Consider the following 17,197-nt stretch of genomic DNA (forward strand, 5'->3'; position numbering starts at 1 on the left):
AATTGATCCGGAAGGTACCTTCTTTGATGATGACCCTGATGCGTGATTCTAATCTATTATTTTAGCGGTCTAAATTATTTCCATGGTCTTGCTTGGCGATGTCATCCGATTGATGTTTCGATTGGCGATGTTCTTCGCCGTCTTGCGTTGCATCATGTTCTTTTTCCTTGCGTTCTGTTTCCGGCCGGCGGAAATCGTCATCCCGACGCATCGCGATGTCCGGTTCCCGGTTCCCGTCGAGTTTTTTTGAATGATCGATTGCCTGCTCGTCTTGCGGCATCTTATCCGTACCGGCACGGTGCAAATCAATCTCTGCATGCTCTTCCTTCGAATCTTTATCAACATCAAGCGGATTACCGGAGCCGAGCTGTGCATTGGAGTTCGCATCTGATGACGTATGTGTCTCTTCGCCACTACCATAACGGACTTTTACATCAGGATGCGTATTGTCTGTATTTAAATGTGGATCGAACTGGATGTCTTGGACTTCAAGTAACAGAACGAAGCCCCCACCTTCGACTTCCGTTTTGCGTTGTTCGATTTCATTGTCTGATAGATCAAGTGACCCGAACAGATCATCGACTTCTTGATCGCGTCCTTTGTTCCCACGAATCCGATCAATCCAAGACGGTCTCGTCGTCGCGATTTCTGCGTCCATTTGGCTACGGACGAGTGCGATGTTCGATTTCTCCTTGACGATGACGTAGAAGTCTTCCTCCCGGTGTCCTTGAATGTGCAGTTCGTCCATTTTTGAGATCAATTCTTCCTCTGAATAGAACGTTCCGATATATTGTTTCGTTTTCATGGATGTTCTCCCCTTATTAACACGATTTGTCATGCGTGACTTCTATAAGGAGTATTTCCTCTTTTGCGTTAAAATATGCCAAAAAACATGCGTTCCATTAAAACGTCATCTGTTTGACATGTAAACGATCATTCGCCGACGAGTTTCAAGCCGATTGTCGCACTCAAGACAAGACCAATGCAGACCAGTCGCTTCCAGTCTTTTGATTCGTTATAGAGCACCATGCTGAGAATCGCACCACCCGCTGCTCCGATTCCCGTCCATACCGCATACGCCGTTCCCATCGGTAAACCATTCATCGCAAGTGTCAAAAATAGAAAACTGAGTCCGAATCCTGTTCCCATCAACAGTAGATTCTTCGCATTCTTATTTTGATTGAACGTATTGATCAAGACGACACCAAACATCTCAAAGATTCCGGCAATGATTAAATAAATCCAACTCATGCTGATTTCTCCTCTCCACTGACTAATTTCAGACCGATGACGCCGACGAGTAAGACAGCAATCAATGCTAATTTCATCACGGAAGCGGTTTGATCGAACAAGACGATATCCGTCACGACCGTTCCTGCTGTTCCGAGGCCGACGAAAACAGCATAGACCGTTCCGACTGGTAAATGGTTACTCGCTTTAATGAGCACGGTAAAGCTAACGATGATACAGACGATCGTTGCAGCCCACTCAAGTGGTGTTGCCGCATGTTTTAATCCGATGACCCAGCCCACTTCAAAACACGCTGCGACGATGATGCCAATCCAATACTTTGCCATAGTAATTGCCTCCTGATAGGTAAATTCAAATGAAAAAGCCCGGGAGCAAGCGAGACGATTCGCTTTACTCCCGGGCTTTTATCCCTCCGTTGCATGGACAACCGTCCATGTTCCTCCCTCGGTCCAGCCGTACGGAACCCTAGAGGATACTCCCTATTCCATTCGATACAACCACCCTAGCATGCCCTTTTTCCCATGTCAAACAGGAATCTGTTCCCCATCTGTCAAATAGAATCAAAGTGACTTCATCTGAATGAGGAGGATGCTGCATGCGTTATAAAATCAATGATCAACTTCGGATTCGTCGTTTTACACCAGAAGATGTAGAAGCGGTTCACGCCTATGCCTCACAACCCATAGTCAGTCAATTCCAGTCATGGGGACCGAATACCGAAACGGATACGAAACAATTCCTACACGATGCGCTTGAAAGTGAACTCGAGACACCAAGACGTCGTTATGTCTTTGCCGTGACGTTTCCAAGTGACGTCGTCATCGGTGCTGGTGAACTCGTTATCACAGACGTTGAGAATAAAATCGCCGAAATCGGATACGTCCTCTCCCCTGATGAATGGGGGAACGGATACGCGACGTCGATCGCTTCCTTCCTTCTCCAATTCGGTTTTGAAAAACTAGAATTACACCGAATTACAGCGACATGTGATCCACGGAACGTCGCTTCTGAACGTGTCTTACAAAAAGTCGGTATGACAAAGGAAGGACAGCTTCGCGAGACGGTCTATTTAGAAGACCACTGGCGCGATTCTTTGATTTACGGCATGCTTGACTGGGAATGGCAAGTGGATCACGAAGAAGATAACTAACATATGACTTCAAACGGTGTGCCGAGGCATACCGTTTTTTTATGGACAATCTCCTATTTTTTTGATTTTCATCAATTTTTAAACAATCACATGCTACACTATTCATAATGACAAATTTTAAGAATTGGAGTGAACCTCTTGATGAAAAAATGGACTGCTCATGTTGCTGGACTTGCCGCAACGTTAATGTTGAGCTCGGTTTTACCCGCACCCGCTTTCGCTGAATCGCCACCTGCTCAACCGACAGCAGAAACACAAACAGTCACTGAGACGACCGGGATGGCTTATGTGAAAGAGGATACCGCGTTGCTACAAACGGCTGATTCCGCAACGGTCATTCAACAACTACCAGCAGGAACGACACTGAAGACGCTCGGTACGGACGGTGACTTTACCCGTGTCAGTTGGCAAGAAGGTGCTGCTTATGTCGCAACAAACGCGTTAACGCAAACAGCACCTGTCTTTCAAAAACAAGCAACACTGACGTCGAAAAGTCCACTCTCATTAGTTGCTTCACCATTTGATTCCACCGTCGTGACGACACTTCCCGCCTATCAGCGAATTGATACATACGGCACTTTCGACACGTTCACGCGTCTGAAATGGAACGAGCAATACGTCTACGTCTCTACGACACAACTCGAGCAACTTCCGAAATTAGTTGGAACGCGTTATGCCAAACGAGCGACTTCTCTTTTCGTTGAGCCGAAGACGACGAGCGCGAAGACAGCTGTCACTCAAAATCAAGCATTCGAAACGTTCGGTACGATCGGTACTTTTACACGCGTGGCGACTAAAACGGGTTACGCCTTCGTATTGACGGCTGATTTAGCTGATGCGCCGGTCGTGAACCATCCAGAAACAGGGCTACGTTATGCCCAACAGCAGACGACGGTCTATGCTACTGCGACTACGAAAGGAAAAGTCGTACAATCGCTTCCTGTGAATACTTCGCTTCAGACGTACGGCATCGAGGGTTCATTTACACGAATCAAACGAAACGACGAGTATGCCTATGTGCTGACGGCACATCTTGGTACATTGAAATACTATTCGAAGACTGCACGCCTCTATGTTCAGCGTGCTACACCGATCTATTCGGATGCCAAATCTTCAAGTCCTGTCTTAAAGCAACATCAAACGAATACGCTGCTGACGGTGTATGGCACAAGCGGTGCCTATAGCCGGATCATCTTCCGTGGAGTTCACGCTTACGTCAAGACAGCTGATCTCGGTACTGGAAAAGTTTATGCATCAACCGGGACACGATACGCGAAACGCAACTTGTCCGTCTACACATCTGCGTCGACGAAGAGCAAAATCATGTATTCCGTCAAACGAGCTGACAAGCTAACGATTTACGGCACAAGCGGCAGTTACACACGCTTGAAAAAAGGATCGGTCTACGGTTACGTCAAAACGACGGATCTCGTCACGAAAAAGCCGGATCTGTATGACGTCACTGGTCAACGCTACGTGACGGAAGACGATGTCGTCATTCGTTCGCAGGCAAAACTTTCGAGCAAAAAAATCGGCACACTAAAAAAAGGTACCTCGATTTCGATCTACGGAAAAAGCGGTTATTATACACGCGTCAAATATAAAAACACCTTTGGTTTCGTCGATTCGAGTCGCATCGGACTGAACAAGCCGACGGCAAAAGCAAAAAAAGGCACGACATTTTATGTTCATCTAGATCAAACTCCACTCTTCTCTGCTGACGTCGCTTACAGTCGCCCAGCTGCCTATTTGAAGAAAGGGACGAAACTAATTGGTCTAAAATCAATTGATGATGATTTTTGGCAAGTTCGCCTGGCAAATGGTCAAACGGGTTACGTCCTCAACCCTTATATCAGCACGAGCAAACCCGATATGAAACTGACACAAAAAGCGATCGACCGGGCGAAAATCTATACCGTCAAACAGACGACGTCGTTCTTCGCAAGTCCAACTAGTCCTAAAGATAGCGGACTCGTTGAACAAGGCAAACGCGTTTATCCGCGTCATCGAGTCGGAAACTTCTATGTCATCCAGTCAGGCTGGACACCTGTTTATCTTCCTGTATCCGCTGTGACGATCACGTCCGATAAACGGGTCGTTAAAAAGAATAATACGCGTGGTGAAAAGCTGATCCAAGCAGCCGTCCAACATATCGGCACACCATACACATGGGGTTCGCAAGATGCCGTGAACGGTGGTTTTGACTGTTCCGGTTTGATTCACTACGCGACGAACAAGGCTGGAAAATACGGTGGTCGGACGAATGTTCGTGGCTACTGGTATGGTGCTTTCTTTACGAATCGCCGGACGAGTATCTCGAGTGGTAAACGCTCGGATATCGTCTTCTTCCAGAACACCTACACGGATGGTCCATCGCATATCGGAATCATGCTCGATAGCGAACACTTCATCCATGCAGGCGGTTCACAGCTTCAAATCAACTCGATTTACGAACCGCGTTGGCAGGAGCATTTCCTCGGCTTTAAATCGATGTAATAAAAAAGACGAATCCGTCGGTTTCGACGGGTTCGTCTCTTCTTATCGCAACACGTCAGAAAGTCATCTCGACGTATTTCGCCACTTGTCGGTCCATCAAGTATAATTCGATCTGTTCACGATAGGCTTTATAGTGGTCGGATGCGATATGCGCTTCAAGCGCTTCTTCGTCCCGATACACTTCATACAGCATGAATTGATGCTCATCCTCGATCGATTGGTGCAAGGAATAACGTAAGCATCCTTCTTCTTTTTGTGAAGCATGATAAACCGTTTGTAAAATCGGGAAGACTTGATCCGCAAGTCCAGCTTTGATGGTAAGTACAGCATTAACGACGATTTCTCCCATGTTACATTATCCCCTTTCGTGATTACCTGTATCTGTACCCATTTTCACAAAAAGACACACGTTAAAGGAGCTAGAACATGCAAACTCAACTTTTTGAAGCACTCGAACAATTCGAACCGACGATGATCGCATTACGCCGTGATTTCCACCGCCATCCGGAACTATCCTTCCAGGAAGTCCGCACACCAGAACGGATTGCCGCCTTTTACGCAGAACAAAGCATTCCTCATCAAACAGCCGTCGGAGGTCGTGGTGTCGTCGCGACGATCGAAGGCAAACAGCCTGGTCCGACGATTGCTGTCCGTGCCGATTTTGATGCTTTACCGCTTCAGGAAGAGACGACGCTTGCCTTCCGGTCGATCCATCCCGGGGTCATGCATGCTTGTGGACACGATGGTCATACGGCGATGGTGATGGCACTCGCTGCTACGCTCTATCCGTTACGTAATCAATTGCAAGGAACGATTCGGATCATCCACCAGCATGGCGAAGAGGTCTTTCCCGGTGGAGCAATCCAAATGATCGAAGCCGGCGTCCTCGAAGGGGTCGATGCAATTTTCGCGACACATCTCGAAAATGATTTACCGGTTGGCACGATTGGGTTTCGGAAAGGACATACATTATGTGCAATCGACGAATTCGAAATCATCGTTCATGGTCAAGGTGGACATGCGCAAGCACCGCACAAAACAAAAGATGCGCTCGTCGCTGGAGCGCAGCTCGTCTGTAACTTACAGCATCTCGTCAGTCGACGGGTCGATCCGTTCGAGCCGGCAGTTCTTGCAATCGGATCCTTCCATGCGGGAACGGCGCCGAACATCGTTACGGGTGAAGCACGCATCGTCGGCGAAATTCGGACGTTCAATGAGACACTGCGGCATCAGCTCCGGCAAGAAGTCGATCTTGTCGCCAAAACGACATGTGCCGGCATTGGGGCCACCTATTCAATCGACTTCACGACTGGTTACCCGGCGCTCTGGAATCATCCGGACGAGACAAAACTTGTTCAGGAAGCCGCTTCTTTCTTACCGGAAGCATCCGTCCGGGCACTCACACCAATGATGGCTGCGGATGACTTCGCGCATTATCTAACACATGTCCCGGGAAGTTATTTCTTTACTGGCTCCGGATATACGGACGGTCGCGTCAACTACCCACAGCATCATCCGCAGTACGAAATTAACGAACAGGCGTTGTTGATTGGTGCGAAGACACTCGGAGCGACGGTTTTACGTGCCTTGAAACCTAAGGATTGACTTTATTTCTGTGTGAATGGTATCATCACAACAATGATAACGAATGACATCAACTTCATATACCCTTATCAAGAGTGGACCGAGAGATCTGGATCGATGACGTCCCAGCAACCTGCGCATAGCAAGGTGCTACGACCAGCAAAGCGAAAGCTTTGGTTGATAAAAAGCGGCGACTCCTTTTGCAACCAAGCGAAGGAGTCGTTTTCGTTTTCTCGCTGTCAGACATACAATGGGGATTTCCCACGGAGAGGAAGAGACAGATGGAAAAAGCAACATTTGCAGGTGGATGTTTTTGGTGCATGGTGACACCGTTTGAAGAATTACCAGGAATCGAGGGAATCGTATCAGGTTACATGGGCGGACACGTCGACAATCCGACATACGAGCAAGTCAAAACAGGAACGACGGGACATCTCGAAGTCGTCCAAATCACGTTTGATCCGAGCCTGTTCCCGTACGAGCGTCTGCTCGAACTCTACTGGCCACAAACGGATCCGACGGATGCAGAAGGTCAATTCCAAGATCGCGGCACGCAGTACGCACCAGCGATCTTCTATCATACGGATGCACAGCACGAAGCAGCGATCGCTTCCCGTGACGCCCTTGCTGCAAGCAATCGTTTCAAACAACCGATCGTGACGCGGATTGATGCCGCTTCTGAATTTTATCCGGCGGAAGAGTACCATCAAGACTTCCATAAGAAAAATCCAGAACACTATAAAAAAGATCGTGCTGCTTCTGGTCGCGATGCTTTCATCGAGCAGGAATGGAAAGATACGACGACGGTCTAATTCAAAAAATGCATATAAAAAACAGGTCAGTAAACATTTGTTTGCTGACCTGTTCCATTGTTATGAAAAAAATAAGTCATGAAACACGTTCTACTTGATCCTTCGCCCTCTCTTCCGGCGCGACGACTTGATACCGCTTCAAAACGAAGATCCCACATACCATGACGGCGAGACCGACGAGCTGACCGAACGATAAATCAATTTGTGGTAAACCGAACCAGCCGAACGTATCAACAGCAAGAGCAAAGCTTAACTGCGAAATCAGAACGACAGAGATCGCGATGGACGGACCAAGCAACTGAATCCCACGCATGACACAAAAAACGACGCCGACACCGACAAGTCCACCAAACCAATAGAGTGGCGATACGTTTTGGATCTGTCCGATTGTTCCACCACGAAACAGAACATACGTGACACTTGCTCCGATGAAACCGACGAAGAAGACCAGCGTCGTTGTCGCCCAAGCACCGAACGCGTCACTCATCCGAGCATTCAATACCGTCTGTAAACTGATTAACATCCCTGCCAACACGGCACACACGATTCCTATTACCATGTTCGTTCCTCCTTACTCATAGCTGTTGCCGTTCGCCTTCTCGCGAATCCGCTCCAAATCGACGATGATGATTTTCCCGCGTCGTCGAACGAGAATCTCCTCTTCACATAATTTCGTGATGATCCGGTTGAGATGGCGATAACTCGTTCCAAGCCAGTCAGCGACGTCATGCAGGTTCGACGTCCGCATCTCCTGATAAAACAAACTGTCACTAGCTTCGGACGCAATCGATAATAAGTAGCCTGCAAATCGCTCCTCGACCGTATAGAGTACGTGGTGCGACGCTGATTTCGAATCGGCATACCACTTCGCTGTAATTGTTCTTAGTAAAAATTGCAGAAAGACGTTCGTTGTATTGTGCTCGCGTAAAATCGTATACGGCACGCTCAACACATCGACATCGGTCACTGCTTCGACCGTATTCAGCACTTCCCGTTCGTTGATGAATTCAGCGTCACCAATCACTGTCAGTGGTGTTTTGAATCGTAAAATCCGTTGTTTTCCTTCTGACGAAGCAGCAGAAATCTTGACCTTGCCTGCGACGATGAAGTACATCCGGTCGATTGTCGCACCGGTCGTACAGAGGAGTTCTCCTTTTCGGAAGGTTTCTTCACGCAACCAAGCGCGCGTCTCTTCCGTTAAAATCGTATCTAGTCCATACTGTTGGATGACGGTTTCCATGTTCGTTCCCTCCCTTTAGGCAAGTGAGAAAATCGCAACTCCTGCAAGCATGAGACCCACACCAACCCACTGACCACGATTTCCTTGTTTTTTTAAGACACCGAACCATCCTTTTAAATCAATCAGAAAGGCACAAAAAATCTGCGCGACGAGTAACAAACACATCGCCCATGTCATGCCGAGTTTTTGGATCGCTGTCAGTTCCGTTACGACGACTAGCACGCCAATCAAACCACCGCTCGCATAAATCCACGGTAACTGACGGAATCCGCCGATTTTCCGATCTCGTACGAAGCTATAAATGACTAAACAACCCATCAGACCAACAAAGTGGACGATCAATACGGATAACCACGGTCCGACGCCTGTCGCAAGGCGCGCATTGAATATGCCTTGCAGGGCGATGAACAGACCGCTCATCAAAGCAAACACGACTCCTTGCACGTCATCTCCTCCTTTAATCTCTACACTAGAGTAGACCTTATTCGTGCCTCACTTGAAAAGGACAAATGTCCCATTTTCAAAAAAACATGAAAAAACCCGCTTTCCACAAGCGGGTTTACGGGTCATCATTGTATGTTCATGTCGCAAAACGAGCAGTCGTCCGCTTCAGCTGTTCCTCTGTTTCCTCCATCATGCGCGTAAACAACTCAGCAACCGTTGGCACATCACGAATCAAACCGGCAACCAGTCCAGCGTTGACATATCCTTTCTCTTCATCGCCTTCAAGAGCGCCTGTAATATGATACGACTCATTCGTCTGATCGAGAAAAGCAGCAGGTGTCTTGGCTGTGAGGTGTTCGACGTAAGGACCATCAAGGACACGTCGGACAAATCCAACGGAGCGCCCGATGATGCGTGTATCGGTATCTGTCGCATCCGTTAAGCGCGATTTATAAACTGGATGGACCTTCGCATCTTCCGTCGCGATCAACCGTGTTCCGAGCTGGACGCCGGCAGCACCAAGCAACAGGACAGCTGCTAGTCCACGCCCATCGCCAATCCCACCTGCTGCAAGGACCGGAATGTTGACCCGATCGACAAGTTGCGGAATCAAGGTCAGTGTCGTCAACTCGAGCGGTGAATTGATGCCTGCCGCTTCAACTCCCTCCGCTACGAGTACATCTGCCCCTGCCTGTTCTGCCTTTACTGCCTGTTTGACTGAAGCGACAACCGCGATCGTTTTGATACCAGCGGCTTGAAGTCGCTCTATGTACGGTGCTGGATTTCCCGCCGACAAAGAGACGACCGGAATCTTTTCTGCAATCGCGAGATCAATCAGTGCTTCCGTATAAGGAGATACACGAATCGCGATGTTCAAGGCAAATGGTTGCTCCGTCAGGATTCGTGTCTCCTGAATCCGAGACTTTACTTCATCGACCGACAACGTACCGCACCCAAGCGTTCCGAGTCCTCCGGCATTCGACACCGCTGCCGTGAGTGCTGCATGACTAATGTTACCCATCCCTCCTTGGATCAATGGATAACGAATGTTGAATAGCTCACAAATCGGAAACATATCTTTCCTCCGTTCTCGACTCCCACCGCATGATATACTGACAGGGAATGAATAGTAGTTCATCTTATCCTAGAAATGAGGTCGTTCTGTTATGAAGATTCCGTATCAATCGATTCATCCGAACGTAGCATCCGATGTATTCATCGCTCCTGGCGCTTATCTGATTGGAGACGTCACGATCGGTTCCGAGTCTACCATCTGGTTCAACGCTGTCTTACGCGGTGACGAAGGACCGATTACAATCGGCAAACGCTGCAGTATCCAAGACAACGCAACGATTCATCTGTACGAAGGCGCACCTGTCGTCATCGAGGATGAAGTGACGGTCGGACATAACGCGATTTTACACGGCTGTAAAATCGGACGTCGTTCGATCGTCGGAATGGGCGCGACCGTTCTTGATCATGCAGACATCGGTGAAGAATGCATCATCGGGGCGAACACGTTGATTCCATCAGGAAAAGTCTTCCCACCCCGTTCGCTGATCATCGGCTCACCCGGTAAAGTCGTGCGTGAACTGACGGAAGCGGATCTCGCGATGATTCAGGAGTCGATTGATTCCTACGTCGATAAAGGATATGCTTTCCGAAATATCCTCGCAGGATCAGCTGAACAGAACACATCTGAATGACACGAATGCGGGGCGGATCGCGCGATCCGTCCCGCTTTTTTGTATATCATCGTTCCGCAAACAGCGGGTGTTCTGTTGCATCATACGAAGCGCTACGTTGTGACACATCGTGTGTCTCTTCAAAGATTGATTCAAAGAACCGACTCGCTGGTTGCGCAAGCAGACGGTAATATTGCTCGAACAACAGTGCCGCATGGTGTCCGCTCCAAGCATCCGGTAATAGTTCTTGGGGGAGTCCCGGATCCGTGAAGAGGAATTTCCGGTACTCATGTACGAGCATCGTCCGTTCGACGAAACATTGCTCATCCGTCATTTCTCCTAGTTGGAGCTGACTCTGATGGACGATGTATTGCCGGCTATAATCCGTGATGAACGTTTCGTAACGTTCCTGCAATTCCTCTAGTGGAAAAGCGCGCTCAACAAGGGATTGGTCTTGCTTTGGACCGTGGTATTCACCGACGAAGAAATCGACATACTCTTCGATTTCGTACGCTTCAATCAATCGTTCCGCCTCTTTTTCAAGCGGATTCGGCGAAATCCAGACCCCGTTTGATAAGTTGCCAAACCCACTCCACGTCAGTTCTTTACGAAGCTCATCGCGAATCTGTCGCTTATCCTCAGGAATCGTGTACATTAACGTCCGCCACTTCCCGTCCCAGTCGTGCGGTGTTGATTTATAGATCCGGCGCGCTGCTTCTTCCATCCGTTCCACCCCACGCGGCGTCAACGAATAGAAGCTTTTACTCCCCTGCTTCTCGGAGACGAGCCAGCCTTGTTTGACCATCCGGGATACTGCGACCCGAACGGCTTGTTCGTTATGTCCGAACTCTTTGACGAGTCGAATTAAACTCCCGACCCAGATTTTGTTTCCGTAATGACGGATATAATCGCCGTAAATCGTAAAGATCATTGATTGGGTGTTCGCACTCATGGTATTCACTCTCTCTTCAGTCGTTCATAGTGTGTATCGTTAGTATACGGGTTATTTCAAACGTCGACCATCCTCATCTTCCTTCAAAGCGTGGTGGTCGTTTTTCAGCGAAGGCTTGTAGCGCTTCCTGACGATCAGCCGTCGGAATGACGACTTCATAAGCTTCCGTTTCGAGCTGCAGTCCTTGTTCGAGCGAGACGTCCCGCCCTTGATCAATCGCTCGCTTCGCCTGGCGCAAGGCGATTGGTCCGTTCTGTAACATTTGATGGGCAAACTCAAGACAGGTCGTCATCAACGCTTCCCGGGCGACGACGGCTGTCGCGAGTCCGTACCGTTCTGCTGTCATCGCATCGATTTTTTTCGCCGTGAAGATCAATTCCTTTGCCCGGGTCTCCCCAATCAATCGTGGCAAGCGTTGTGTTCCGCCAGCCCCAGGAATGATTCCGAAGCTAGTCTCCGTCAACCCGACGAGTGCATCCTCGACGAGAAAGCGGAAATCACAGGCAAGAATCCATTCAAAGCCACCACCGAGCGCGTGCCCATTGACGGCAGCGATCGTCGGTTGAGGTAATTGTGCAATCGAGGTGAAGACGTTGCGAATCGCAAGGACATTACGTCGGACTTCTTCTTCATTCAAATGTACGCGTTCCTTTAAATCGGCGCCGGCACTGAAAGCTTTACCGGTTCCGGTGAACAGGACGACCCGCGCTTCCGAGTCGACCGACAACATATCGACTTGTTCCTGTAAGGCGACAAGTGTCGGATAATCGAGACAGTTCAACCGTTCTGGGCGATCGATCCGGACGATCGCGATATAGCCTTCTCGTTCCAAATGAATCATACGAGTCCCTCCCGATCGACGACGAGTGCGATCCCTTGTCCAACTCCGACACACATCGTGGCAAGACCATATGTCCGGTTCGTCCGGCGCATCTCATGCAGTAGCGTCGTCAAAATCCGCGCTCCACTTGCGCCGAGCGGATGACCGAAGGCAATCGCTCCGCCGTTGACGTTGACTTTTTCGCTCGGTAGACCGAGTGCTTCAATACAAGCAAGACTTTGAGCCGCAAACGCTTCGTTCAACTCAATCTGATCGAGCTGTTCGACCGTCAATCCTGCCCGCCGGAGAACTTTTTCCGTCGCGTCGATCGGTCCGATGCCCATGATGGCGGGTTCAACGCCTGCTGTCGCACTCGCTCGGTAATACCCAAGCGGTGTCAAGCCGAGTTCGTTTGCTTTTTCTTCACTCATCAATAACAGCGCCGACGCACCATCGTTGACGCCAGATGCATTTCCCGCCGTCACGGTACCGTTCGGGAATAAAGGACGAAGCGTCGCGAGTTTCTCACGTGTCGTCTCAGGGCGTGGGTGTTCATCTTGATCAAAGACGCTGACGTTGCCTTTTCGATCCATTTGCGTAACCGCAACTAGTTCTTCCGTGAAGCGCTCTGCCTCGATGGCTCGTTTTGCGCGTTGCTGACTCTCAAACGCAAAGTCATCCTGTGCTTCGCGTGAGATGCCGTACTGACGGGCGACGTTCTCAGCTGTCTCTGGCATCGAATCCGTTCCATATTTATCTGCTAAGCGATCATTGACGAACCGCCAGCCAATCGTCGTATCATACATCGTCTGATTGCCACGCGGGTTGGCTTGATCCGGCTTCGCGAGGACGAACGGTGCACGTGTCATGCTTTCCGTTCCTCCAGCGATATAGATGTCCCCTTCACCTAAGGCAATTCCGCGAGCGGCTGCGATGACAGCATCGAGTCCTGATCCACATAAGCGATTGATCGTCGTACCGGCGACTTCGACCGGTAGACCAGCCAGCAGTCCGGACATCCGGGCGACGTTCCGGTTATCTTCCCCCGCCTGATTCGCATTGCCGAAAATGACTTCCTCGATCGTCTTTGGATCGACTTGTGGATTGCGCTTCAGCAACGCTTCGATGACACGTGCCCCTAAATCATCCGGGCGAACTTGACGCAACGCGCCGTTATAGCGACCGATTGGTGTCCGAACGGCATCGATGATGGCAACACGTTTCATGACGTCACCTCACGATTCGTGTAGTCGTAAACCCCACGACCTGTTTTACGACCGAGTCGACCGGCTTTGACATACTGTTCAAGCAGTGGTGCCGGACGGTATTTTTCACCGAGTTTCTCATGGAGATACTTTAAGTTGTGGAGTCGAGTATCGAGTCCGACCAAGTCACCCAGTTCAAAGGGTCCCATCGGATAATTCAAGCCGAGTTTGATTGCTTTATCGATCTCTTCCGGTGTTCCAAGCCCTTCTTGCAACATATAAAACGCTTCGTTTCCGACGAGCGCACTGATCCGTGAAGTCACAAAACCGGGAAACTCACGGATGACGACCGTTTCCTTTTGCATCTGACGCGCCACTTTCTCTAAGGCAGCAACCGTCTCATCCGACGTCTCAAGACCACGAACGAGCTCGATCAGTGGCATCAAATGAACCGGATTGAAGAAATGCATCGCCATGACCCGGTCCGCCCGGTTCGTAAAAGAGGCAATTTCCGTCGGACTCATCGTCGACGTGTTCGTCGCAAAGTAACAGTCCGGACGTGCATTCGCTTCTAACGTTTCAAAGACTTGCTGTTTAATGCTGAGTTGTTCCGGTACCGCCTCAATGACGAGATCCGCTTGTTGTGCAGCTGTTGCTAAATCCGTCGACAAACTTAATCGATCGAACAGTCCCTCGACTTCACTCGCGGACATTTTGCCTCGCGCGATGCCTTTCTCCGCGATGCGTTCGAGTTCTTGATAGGCACTTTCGACATACGCTTCTTTGATATCAACGAGTGTCACCTGAAATCCGCGGTGTGCGGCAACGTACGCAATGCCACGTCCCATGACGCCGGATCCGACGACAACGATTTGTTCTATCATCTGACTTCCCCCTTATCCCCTGTGCTGTTAAAAAAGGCTGGACTTCCCGACGGAACTCCAGCCTTCCCTCTTGCTTATAGTCCGAACGGATTGAGTGGACGACTGCCGTAATACGACAAGATACTCTTCGTTTCTGTGTACAGATCAAGTGTTTCGATACAGAGTTCACGACCGAATCCTGATTGCTTATACCCACCAAACGGTGTACCTGGGAAAGCAGAGAACGGACAGTTGACCATGACGATACCGGCTTTGATTTGGTTGGCAACGCGCGTCGCTTTTGCACCGTCTTTTGTCCAAACGGCTGATCCGAGTCCAAACGATGTGTCGTTCGCTAAACGAATCGCTTCTTTTTCATCTTTGAACGGCATGACGACGACGACCGGTCCGAAGATTTCTTCATTGACCGCTTTCATCTCGTGCGTGACGTCCGTGATGATCGTTGGTGCGTACCAGAAGCCTTTTTCGTATCCTTCTGGTGCTGAAGCGTGACCACCTGTGACGATTGTCGCTCCGTCTGCTTTCGCTGACTGGACGTATCCATCGATGACATCGACTTGTTGTTGGTCGATGATCGCTCCGACGTGTGTCCCTTTATCAAATGGATTGCCGAGAACGAGTTGTTTTGTTTTTGCGACGAATTGCTCCATGAACGCGTCGTAAATCTCTTCGTGAACATACAAACGCGAGCGTGCTTCACATGATTGACCGCTGTTATAGAAGATTCCGAACACCGAGCCATCAACGGCTGCTGTCACATCTGCATCTTCAAAGACGATGTTCGGTGATTTTCCACCGAGTTCGAGTGTGACTCGTTTTAGTGTTTCCGACGCACGTCCCATGATGTCTTTTCCGACTGGCGTCGAGCCCGTGAAGGCGACTTTATCGACGTTTGGATGCTCGACGAGATGGTTGCCGATTTCGCGTCCTGAGCCTGGGATGACGTTGACGACACCTGCCGGAACGCCAGCTTCTAGACAAATCTCACCGAGAATGATCGCTGTCAACGGAGTCAATGTCGCTGGTTTGACGACGACCGAACAACCGACTGCAATCGCTGGTGCGACTTTCCAAGCTGCCATCATCAATGGATAGTTCCACGGAATGATTTGCGCACAAACACCGACCGCTTCTTTTTCTGTGTAGTTATGGAATTGTCCCGGCACGTTATTGACGACACCACGATGACCGACGATCGCACCTGCGTAGAACTCAAAGTCTTCAATCGCTTGCGTGACTTGTCCTTGTGCCGCTGCTAGTGATTTCCCTGTATCGAGAATCTCGAGTTCAACGATTTCGTTGAAGCGGGAACGCATGATGCTCGCAATCTTATTTAAGATTTGCGCGCGGCGTCCGACCGGCCACATCTTCCACTTCCCGTGATCAAACGCATCCCGTGCGGCTTGAACGGCACGATCAGCGTCTTCCTTCGAGGCTTTTGCAACTTCCGCAATCACTTCACCTGTTGCCGGATTATATGTTTTAAATGTCTCGCCTGTTGCACCTTCGACTTGTTCGCCGTTAATGAGCAAATGATAGACGGACCGTTTCATTTCAAGTGTTTTTTCATGTACTATCGACATTGTATTCACTCCTGTTCCTGTTGATTGAAAATCGGTGGGCGTTTTTCGAGAAAAGCTTGCATACCTTCTGTTTGATCGGCTGTTGCGAACAACAGATAGAAGTTCCGGCGTTCGTGCTCCATGCCATCTTGTAACGATAAATCGACGGCTTTGTTTGCTGCATCCTTGATCAGTCGTAACGCCATGCTCGGCTGGTTCGATAACCGCTCTGCCATCGCAAGCACCGTCGCTTCGACGTCCATCGTCACTCGATTGATGATGCCAAGTCGTTCTGCTTCGTCTGCCTGCATCCGGTCACCCGTGAAGAGCCATTCGAGCGCCCGCGTCCGACCGATGCATTTTGTCAAACGTTGCGTCCCGCCTGCTCCCGGCATGACGCCGAGTCCGACTTCTGGAAAACCGAACTGTGTCGCAGGATCGGCGTAGATTAAATCACAAGCAAGTGCGAGTTCGAAACCGCCGCCAAGGACGAAACCATGGACACCTGCAATGATCGGCTTTTTGATTCGGCTGATCCGGTCCCAGTCCGCGAACGGATCGAGGAGTTCCATCGAGATCGGTGTCGCTTCGAGCATCTCCTCGATATCAGCACCTGCTGAAAACGACTTTCCGTTTCCCGTCAAGACGATGACCGTCACCTGATCGTCACGATCAAATATCTCCATCGCCTCGACGATTTCGCGGACCATCGTCCGGTTCAGCGCATTGTATCGTGCCGTCCGGTCGAGCCGAATTCGACCGATCCGACCAACCGTTTCTGTCTTAACGTACTGTTGTGTCGGCATGGACATCTTCACCAATCATCAATGTGACGAGATCCCCCGCAAAGCTCATCAAGTCTTTCCCTGACGCTTTTCCTTCGAGAGAACGCATGCCTGCTTGCATCGCTTCCTGACTTTCATAGACCATCTCGCACATCAAGTAATACTTTCCGTCTCCACCCATTGGTGAACCGACGATTTTCGTGACATTCATTTCTTGCAGTCCTGGAATTTTTGCTGTCAATGGACCATGGACCTCAAAGTAATGCTGATCGAATGCTTCCTTGTTTTCCGGATGTTTGTACAGTGCGATTAATTTTGCCATATTGA

20 protein-coding genes and 1 riboswitch are annotated in these 17,197 nt (G+C 49.6%); of the genes, 5 read left to right on the forward strand and 15 right to left on the reverse strand.

Features of this window, described 5'->3' with window-relative positions; genetic code table 11:
* Nucleotides 1-61: 61 nt before the first annotated feature.
* From HZS85_RS11245 to HZS85_RS11255, 3 genes are all read right to left on the reverse strand, one after another.
* Nucleotides 62-805: a general stress protein gene (locus HZS85_RS11245; protein WP_214856055.1), complete on the reverse strand. Its 744-nt coding sequence runs from the start codon at nucleotides 803-805 to the stop codon at nucleotides 62-64.
* A 128-nt stretch (nucleotides 806-933) separates the two neighbouring features.
* Complete coding sequence (locus HZS85_RS11250) at nucleotides 934-1,251, reverse strand: DMT family transporter (protein ID WP_023467016.1); 318 nt, start codon at nucleotides 1,249-1,251, stop codon at nucleotides 934-936.
* Complete coding sequence (locus HZS85_RS11255; RefSeq protein ID WP_035399004.1) at nucleotides 1,248-1,577, reverse strand: DMT family transporter; 330 nt, start codon at nucleotides 1,575-1,577, stop codon at nucleotides 1,248-1,250. Before HZS85_RS11255 ends, HZS85_RS11250 begins: the two co-directional genes overlap by 4 nt.
* Nucleotides 1,578-1,846: 269 nt before the next feature.
* On the opposite strand from HZS85_RS11255, the gene HZS85_RS11260 reads away from it, so the two are divergent.
* Nucleotides 1,847-2,401, forward strand: coding sequence for a GNAT family N-acetyltransferase (locus tag HZS85_RS11260; RefSeq protein WP_023467014.1), 555 nt, complete (start codon nucleotides 1,847-1,849; stop codon nucleotides 2,399-2,401).
* Nucleotides 2,402-2,542: 141 nt separating this feature from the next.
* Nucleotides 2,543-4,897, forward strand: a complete 2,355-nt coding sequence (locus tag HZS85_RS11265) for a C40 family peptidase (RefSeq protein WP_251137967.1) — start codon at nucleotides 2,543-2,545, stop codon at nucleotides 4,895-4,897.
* A 55-nt stretch (nucleotides 4,898-4,952) separates the two neighbouring features.
* On the opposite strand, the gene HZS85_RS11270 is transcribed toward HZS85_RS11265, so the two are convergent.
* Nucleotides 4,953-5,246, reverse strand: coding sequence for a putative quinol monooxygenase (locus tag HZS85_RS11270; RefSeq protein ID WP_035411012.1), 294 nt, complete (start codon nucleotides 5,244-5,246; stop codon nucleotides 4,953-4,955).
* A 77-nt stretch (nucleotides 5,247-5,323) separates the two neighbouring features.
* On the opposite strand from HZS85_RS11270, the gene HZS85_RS11275 reads away from it, so the two are divergent.
* Nucleotides 5,324-6,502 carry a M20 metallopeptidase family protein gene (locus HZS85_RS11275; RefSeq protein ID WP_214856057.1) on the forward strand — a complete coding sequence of 393 codons (1,179 nt, stop codon included), beginning with the start codon at nucleotides 5,324-5,326 and terminating at the stop codon, nucleotides 6,500-6,502.
* 62 nt (nucleotides 6,503-6,564) lie between these two features.
* Nucleotides 6,565-6,668: riboswitch (SAM riboswitch) on the forward strand.
* 94 nt (nucleotides 6,669-6,762) lie between these two features.
* The gene (gene msrA / locus HZS85_RS11280) at nucleotides 6,763-7,293 is read left to right on the forward strand and encodes a peptide-methionine (S)-S-oxide reductase MsrA (RefSeq protein ID WP_023467010.1); all 531 of its coding nucleotides are present in this window, start codon (nucleotides 6,763-6,765) and stop codon (nucleotides 7,291-7,293) included.
* Nucleotides 7,294-7,369: 76 nt separating this feature from the next.
* Here the strand turns inward: msrA and HZS85_RS11285 are convergent, their stop codons facing one another.
* The 4 genes from HZS85_RS11285 to HZS85_RS11300 form a co-directional block, all read right to left on the reverse strand.
* Complete coding sequence (locus HZS85_RS11285; protein ID WP_214856060.1) at nucleotides 7,370-7,852, reverse strand: DMT family transporter; 483 nt, start codon at nucleotides 7,850-7,852, stop codon at nucleotides 7,370-7,372.
* A 12-nt stretch (nucleotides 7,853-7,864) separates the two neighbouring features.
* A complete protein-coding gene (locus HZS85_RS11290) occupies nucleotides 7,865-8,533 on the reverse strand; it encodes a Crp/Fnr family transcriptional regulator (RefSeq protein WP_214856062.1) in 669 nt (222 codons plus the stop codon).
* A gap of 15 nt (nucleotides 8,534-8,548) precedes the next feature.
* The gene (locus HZS85_RS11295) at nucleotides 8,549-8,977 is read right to left on the reverse strand and encodes a DMT family transporter (protein ID WP_214856064.1); all 429 of its coding nucleotides are present in this window, start codon (nucleotides 8,975-8,977) and stop codon (nucleotides 8,549-8,551) included.
* 136 nt (nucleotides 8,978-9,113) lie between these two features.
* On the reverse strand, nucleotides 9,114-10,052 hold the full coding sequence (locus HZS85_RS11300) for an NAD(P)H-dependent flavin oxidoreductase (RefSeq protein ID WP_214856065.1): 939 nt from the start codon (nucleotides 10,050-10,052) through the stop codon (nucleotides 9,114-9,116).
* Between the two features lie 91 nt (nucleotides 10,053-10,143).
* On the opposite strand from HZS85_RS11300, the gene HZS85_RS11305 reads away from it, so the two are divergent.
* Complete coding sequence (locus HZS85_RS11305; protein ID WP_056063771.1) at nucleotides 10,144-10,683, forward strand: gamma carbonic anhydrase family protein; 540 nt, start codon at nucleotides 10,144-10,146, stop codon at nucleotides 10,681-10,683.
* Between the two features lie 46 nt (nucleotides 10,684-10,729).
* On the opposite strand, the gene paaX is transcribed toward HZS85_RS11305, so the two are convergent.
* The 7 genes from paaX to HZS85_RS11340 form a co-directional block, all read right to left on the reverse strand.
* The gene (paaX, locus tag HZS85_RS11310) at nucleotides 10,730-11,614 is read right to left on the reverse strand and encodes a phenylacetic acid degradation operon negative regulatory protein PaaX (RefSeq protein WP_214856067.1); all 885 of its coding nucleotides are present in this window, start codon (nucleotides 11,612-11,614) and stop codon (nucleotides 10,730-10,732) included.
* A 73-nt stretch (nucleotides 11,615-11,687) separates the two neighbouring features.
* Nucleotides 11,688-12,455 (reverse strand): enoyl-CoA hydratase-related protein, encoded by a 768-nt coding sequence (locus HZS85_RS11315; protein ID WP_214856068.1) that lies wholly within the window; start codon nucleotides 12,453-12,455, stop codon nucleotides 11,688-11,690.
* Nucleotides 12,452-13,660, reverse strand: a complete 1,209-nt coding sequence (locus HZS85_RS11320) for an acetyl-CoA C-acyltransferase (protein WP_214856069.1) — start codon at nucleotides 13,658-13,660, stop codon at nucleotides 12,452-12,454. The genes HZS85_RS11315 and HZS85_RS11320 overlap by 4 nt, the downstream gene beginning before the upstream one ends.
* On the reverse strand, nucleotides 13,657-14,523 hold the full coding sequence (locus HZS85_RS11325) for a 3-hydroxyacyl-CoA dehydrogenase (protein WP_214856070.1): 867 nt from the start codon (nucleotides 14,521-14,523) through the stop codon (nucleotides 13,657-13,659). Before HZS85_RS11325 ends, HZS85_RS11320 begins: the two co-directional genes overlap by 4 nt.
* A 74-nt stretch (nucleotides 14,524-14,597) precedes the next feature.
* Nucleotides 14,598-16,106, reverse strand: coding sequence for an aldehyde dehydrogenase family protein (locus HZS85_RS11330; protein ID WP_214856071.1), 1,509 nt, complete (start codon nucleotides 16,104-16,106; stop codon nucleotides 14,598-14,600).
* 5 nt (nucleotides 16,107-16,111) lie between these two features.
* The gene (locus HZS85_RS11335) at nucleotides 16,112-16,891 is read right to left on the reverse strand and encodes an enoyl-CoA hydratase/isomerase family protein (RefSeq protein ID WP_214856072.1); all 780 of its coding nucleotides are present in this window, start codon (nucleotides 16,889-16,891) and stop codon (nucleotides 16,112-16,114) included.
* The gene (locus tag HZS85_RS11340) at nucleotides 16,869-17,192 is read right to left on the reverse strand and encodes an EthD family reductase (RefSeq protein ID WP_023466996.1); all 324 of its coding nucleotides are present in this window, start codon (nucleotides 17,190-17,192) and stop codon (nucleotides 16,869-16,871) included. Before HZS85_RS11340 ends, HZS85_RS11335 begins: the two co-directional genes overlap by 23 nt.
* Nucleotides 17,193-17,197 lie beyond the last annotated feature (5 nt).

Source organism: Exiguobacterium sp. s130, from assembly GCF_018619055.1.
Classification (GTDB): Bacteria; Bacillota; Bacilli; order Exiguobacteriales; family Exiguobacteriaceae; genus Exiguobacterium_A.